Origin of the sequence: Holdemanella sp. MSK.7.32 (assembly GCF_024460475.1) — a bacterium.
Classification (GTDB): Bacteria; Bacillota_I; Bacilli_A; order Erysipelotrichales; family Erysipelotrichaceae; genus Holdemanella.
Map to the genome: position 1 here is coordinate 1 of NZ_JANFYN010000078.1, position 5,424 is coordinate 5,424.

At 33.5% G+C, this 5,424-nt stretch carries 3 protein-coding genes and 1 tRNA gene; 1 reads left to right on the top strand and 3 read right to left on the bottom strand.

Features of this window, described 5'->3' with window-relative positions; translation table 11 throughout:
• Positions 1 to 108: 108 nt before the first annotated feature.
• The 3 genes from NE544_RS11565 to NE544_RS11575 form a co-directional block, all read right to left on the bottom strand.
• The gene (locus NE544_RS11565; protein WP_256269440.1) at positions 109 to 1,767 is read right to left on the bottom strand and encodes a galactoside ABC transporter permease; all 1,659 of its coding nucleotides are present in this window, start codon (positions 1,765 to 1,767) and stop codon (positions 109 to 111) included.
• Positions 1,768 to 1,778: 11 nt separating this feature from the next.
• Positions 1,779 to 3,287 carry a sugar ABC transporter ATP-binding protein gene (locus tag NE544_RS11570; RefSeq protein ID WP_256269441.1) on the bottom strand — a complete coding sequence of 503 codons (1,509 nt, stop codon included), beginning with the start codon at positions 3,285 to 3,287 and terminating at the stop codon, positions 1,779 to 1,781.
• A 94-nt stretch (positions 3,288 to 3,381) separates the two neighbouring features.
• Positions 3,382 to 4,641 carry a substrate-binding domain-containing protein gene (locus NE544_RS11575; RefSeq protein ID WP_256269442.1) on the bottom strand — a complete coding sequence of 420 codons (1,260 nt, stop codon included), beginning with the start codon at positions 4,639 to 4,641 and terminating at the stop codon, positions 3,382 to 3,384.
• Positions 4,642 to 5,264: 623 nt separating this feature from the next.
• On the opposite strand from NE544_RS11575, the gene NE544_RS11580 reads away from it, so the two are divergent.
• Positions 5,265 to 5,340: transfer RNA gene (locus tag NE544_RS11580), tRNA-Glu, on the top strand.
• The last annotated feature ends 84 nt before the right edge of the window (positions 5,341 to 5,424 follow it).

Sequence of the window (5,424 nt, forward strand, 5' to 3'; positions counted from 1 at the left end):
CCCCTTAAATTCTTGGAGAGCAAATTCACATAACCCCATCCAAATTTATTGCGCCTTTTAAAATGGACCCAGTTCACTGAGTCCACTTGAATTTATCATATTTTTTAATTAGTTTTTACGTACGTATTTTAAGCAGTCAAGAGTTACGGCGATAAGAATGATAATTCCTGAGAATACGAACTGTAAGTTTGTATCGATACCTAAAATTGTCAATGAATAAGTTAATGCAGTAAAGATCAATACACCAACTACTACACCAGAAATTTTACCGATACCACCAGTAAATGAAATACCACCAACTACGCAGGCAGCAATCGCATCCATTTCCCATCCTTGTCCATAAGCAGCTGAACCAGAACCAATCATACGAATACATTCTAACCATGAACCAAATCCGTATAAGATACCTGCCATGATGAAGGCTCCAAGAGTTACTTTAAATACTGAAATACCAGATACAGAAGCAGCTTCTGGGTTTCCACCTACGGCATATAAGTTTTTACCAAATCTTGTTTTATTCCAAATAAACCAAACAATCGCAACTGCAGCAACAGCCCACAAAATAATTGTAGGAATGCCACCAACTTTAGGAATGATTTTTCCTGGAATTGATTGATCGATACCACCAAAAGACACACCTTTTGTTGAATAAGTTACCAAACCAAAGATAACTAACATGTTAGCCATTGTAGAAATGAATGGGTGCATTTTAAATTTAGCCGCAAAGAAACCGGCAATCGTTGTAAACATTGTACATAACACAACACAAACAACTAATGCTAAAAGAATTCTTCCACCAACTGGCATAGTTGAGAAGTCAAATACGTGACCAAATACTGAACCAGTGTTAGGTCCATTGTGCATAATAATTGTAGCAGCTGTCATACCCATACCAACCATACGTCCAACAGACAAGTCAGTACCAGCTAACATGATTAATCCTGCTACACCTAATGCCAAGAACATTCTTGGAGATGCTTGTTGCATAATACTTAAAATGTTATTAACAGTAAGTAGTTGTAAACCATTCTTTTTAATTGGTGTAATGATACATAAGAAAATGAATACAAAAATAATCGCAATGTATAAACCGTTTTTCAATAAGAAATCACGAGTATTAAATGAATATTTGTAGTTTTCAATTTTTTGAGCTTGTTTTTCTGCAAACGAGAAGTTAGACATCTTCAACAAGTCAATTAAGTGATATTCAAATGTAAACGCATCATGTTTACGATCTTTTGCCTCTTGCATATTTTTAGTATATTCAAGTTTTGCATCGAACAAACGGTTCTTATAAATGAAGTTCTCTTCCTTGATTTCTTCTTTATCTGAAAGTCCTGATAAAATATTTTTGTGTTCTTTTTCTAATTCTTTTAATTTTTTATCATAGTCTGACTTAGCTTTTTGAACCTCATACTTATTACTTTCAACTACTTTGCTGTAGTAATCTGTTTGATAGTGATCTTTTAAATATTTTTCTGCAACAGCAATCTTTTCGTTGATTGGCTGTTTATTTTTAGCTTCGATTTCTTTAGCTTTTTGTAATTTGCTGTTTAATTCTGAAAGACGAGCTTCTTTCTCGCCTTTAGTATAAATTTTATCTCTCTTTAAAGCCTCGATTTCTTCTGAATATTCCAAGACTTTATTTGTTCCTTCTTCTCTTAGTTCATCAATTTCAGCTTGAATCTTTCCAACATAATCCTCAATAGGTTTACGTAGTGCAAGCTCTTCATCATGACTAAGAATATTTGTAACTGTATTTGTCATAATTATCTCCTTTATAGGTATTTTGCACTGAGTCTTAACAACTCTTCCTGGTTAGTATCTTTTGTATTTACAATACCGGCTAAGCGTCCATTTGACATAACGCCAATACGGTTTGTGATACCTAAGATTTCTGGCATTTCACTTGAAACTACAATAATAGTTTTTCCTTGTTTAGCCATTTTGATGATCAATTCGTAAATTTCATATTTAGCACCTACGTCAATACCACGTGTAGGTTCATCCATCATGAATACATTTGGTGATCTCTCTAACCATTTACCGAAGATAACTTTTTGTTGGTTACCACCAGATAAACTTGTAATTGCATCATCTGGTCCCATACACTTAGTTCTCATGGTTTTAATTTCTTTATTCGTAGCTTGAACCATCTTATTATCAGAAAGTGCTACCTTGCTCATATAAGAAGGTAAATTTGCAATTGTAGTATTGAATGTTAAGTCACATTTCAAGAATAAGCCATTTGCTTTACGCTCTTCAGTAATTAGGGCAAAACCATGTTCAATTGCTTCTTTAGCACTATTAAAGTTCATTAACTTATTGTCAAAATAAACACGACCTGATGCTCTTGTACGAATACCGAAGATTGTTTCTAGTAATTCTGTACGTCCAGCACCTACTAAACCGTATAGACCGAAAATCTCACCTTTTTTAACGTCAAATGTTATATCTTTTAAGTATGGCTCATATTTTGTTGATACATGTTGAATAGATAACATAGGTTCTCCAGGAACATTATCAACAGGTGGGAATCGGTTATCCAATGAACGACCTACCATGGCTGCAATCAATTCATTCATGTTGGTTTCAGATGTAGGTTTTGTCATAACCATTTTTCCATCTCGTAAAACAGATACTTCATCGCAAATTTCAAAAATTTCATCCATTTTATGAGAAATATAAATTAGCGAAATGCCTTGTTTCTTCAACATACGCATCATATCAAATAATTTATTAACTTCTTGTGTCATCAAAGAAGATGTAGGCTCATCAAGTACGATAACCTTTGAGTTATATGAAATTGCTCTGGCAATTTCACACATCTGTCTTTGTGAAACAGACATATTACGCATTGGTGTATCTAAATTCACTGTCATACCAAGCTTTCTAAAAAGCTCAGATGATTTCTTTTTCATTCGTTCTTCATCTACTACGCCAAAAGCATTTGTAGGATAACGTCCCAAGAATAAGTTATCTTTAACATTTCTTTCAAGACATTGATTCAATTCCTGGTGCACCATGGCAATACCATTTTCAAGTGCTTCTTTTGGTCCAGAAAAGTTAATCTCTTTTCCTTCCAAGAAAATTGTACCTTCATCTTTTTGATATGTCCCGAATAGACATTTCATCATTGTTGATTTACCAGCACCATTTTCTCCCATAAGTCCCATAACTGTACCTGGTTTTAAATCTAAATCAATATGATCCAAAACACGGTTACGTCCAAAGGACTTACTCATTCCGCGTATAGATAAGACTAGTTCTTCATTCTTATCTGCCATAAAATCTCTCCTATTTTGTTTACTACTATCTAAATAATATTAGGGAGAAATAATTTCTCCCTAATAAGTTTAATCCTAAGTTTTATTGAATTATTTATTTAAGGATTCCTGTATAAGAAGCTGCATTGTCAGTCTTAACCATGTTAATTGCGAATGCATCATATTTGTCTGGATTTCCTAAACGGTTTGTAATGTTAGATTCTGTTTGTCCATCTCCACCGATATATTCAACATCTAAATTCAATAAGTCATCATATTTTTCTAATAATGGTTGGTAAGTTGAGCTTAAGAAGTTATCAGATGCGTTGTAGATATTTAACCAAACACTCTTCTTAGCGTGATCTTTTTCACCTAATTGGTTAGAAACTGGAGCATAAGTAACTGTTGAATCTAAGAAATCTTTATAGTTGTCAGCAGTAACAGCAACGTTTAATGCATAGTAAGAACGTTGATCCTTATTGTATGTATAAACATCATCAGTTAAAACGTTTCCAGCATCATCTTTTGTACCGATACCTGTATCAATATCAACACCATCTAAAGCATTACGTAATACTCTTAATGTTAAATAAGCTTGAACGTCAGCATGTTGAGAAATTGTTCCACCATATCCTTCAGCGATTGCAGCAACTGCATCTGAGTTAGCATCGTAACCGAATGTAGGAACTTTGTTTTCTTTTGACCAAGCATTGAACATTGACATACCCATACCATCATTGTTAGAAGCTACAACGTCAACTTCATCACCGAATGAAGCAGTCCATGTACCGATTGTGTTACCAGCAGTAGCAGCATCCCAAGTAGCACCTGAAGAGTTCTTCATTTCTTGAGACGCAAGTTCTCTTACTGTATAAGTTTTTCCATTAATTTCTAACGATCCATCTTGAACACTCTTAGATTTACCATCATTATTAATACCAGCTGGATCACTTACGATTTCACCATCTTTTTCAACAGCTGTACCTAAAGCTTTACGAACACCTCTTGTACGAGCGATAGAATCATTGTGGCCAACATCACCGATAGCTAATACGTAACCGATAACGCCATCACCGTTACGATCTAATGTATCGATATTCTTTTCGATATAATCTTTAATCATTTGTCCTTGAAGTTCAGCACCTTGATTTGCATCGAAACCAACATAATAAGTATCTTTGTTGAAGTTTAATGCATCCATGTCTATTTCACCAGTAGAACTGTTAGAAGGTTGACGGTTGTACCATACTAATGGTTTGTCAGCGTTCGCAACACTAGAACCACCAGTTTTTCCTTCATCTCCTCCACCGCTACAAGCAGTTAATGCAACACCCATAGATAAAGCTGCAGCAATTGTTAAAAATCTTTTGTTCATATTATCCTCCTGTATAGATTTTTACATTAAGACACTTTCCCATATAGATACTTCGCTTGATTATAATATGATTGGCAGCCGGGTGTTCCAAAAGTAATTTTTAATTTGTTATTTGCTTGCTGTATTTGAAACAAAGCCATTTGTCGTGAAATCAATTTATATAATCTATTCTATGCTTGTAAAGCCAACTATGTATCCTCCTCAATGAGATGCGTCTTTTTTCTACTGTATTCTAACATATGTTTGCAAGCGCTTTCAACTATTTTTTTAATTTTTTTATTTATAACTATTATTTGTATAATCACTATTTTTATTCAGATTCAAATATTATTATCATGTATAAAATATAACTATATTCCTATCAAATTCGTATGTATTATTGTCTACAAAATCACTCTGTAACTTAAATAATATCTGCACATCATATACACAAATCGTTATTATCAGCGCCTATTTAAAAGCTTTATAATCACTATGTTAACAAATAATTTCATCTTATTATTTTGACTCATTTGAGAAATGCAAAAAATATTTTTGATTTTTTTATTTTTTTGCTTGCAATTAATATAAACTTATAGTATCATTTACTAGCACTTGTCAAGGAAGACAAGTTTAATATACATGGCGCGTTGGAGAAACGGTTAACTCACATGCCTTTCACGCATGCATTCACGGGTTCGAATCCCGTACGCGTCACCATTTTTCAAACAAAGTCCGAAAGGGCTTCTTTTCGTATTATAGAACTAGAAGTTATTCAAGTAATAATTCTAGTTTTTTATTTTA

Bases quoted from the DNA above. Each gene is read 5' to 3' on its own strand.
- NE544_RS11575 (WP_256269442.1), bottom strand. From the start codon at position 4,641: ATGAACAAAAGATTTTTAACAATTGCTGCAGCTTTATCTATGGGTGTT.
- NE544_RS11565 (WP_256269440.1), bottom strand. From the start codon at position 1,767: ATGACAAATACAGTTACAAATATTCTTAGTCATGATGAAGAGCTTGCA.
- NE544_RS11570 (WP_256269441.1), bottom strand. From the start codon at position 3,287: ATGGCAGATAAGAATGAAGAACTAGTCTTATCTATACGCGGAATGAGT.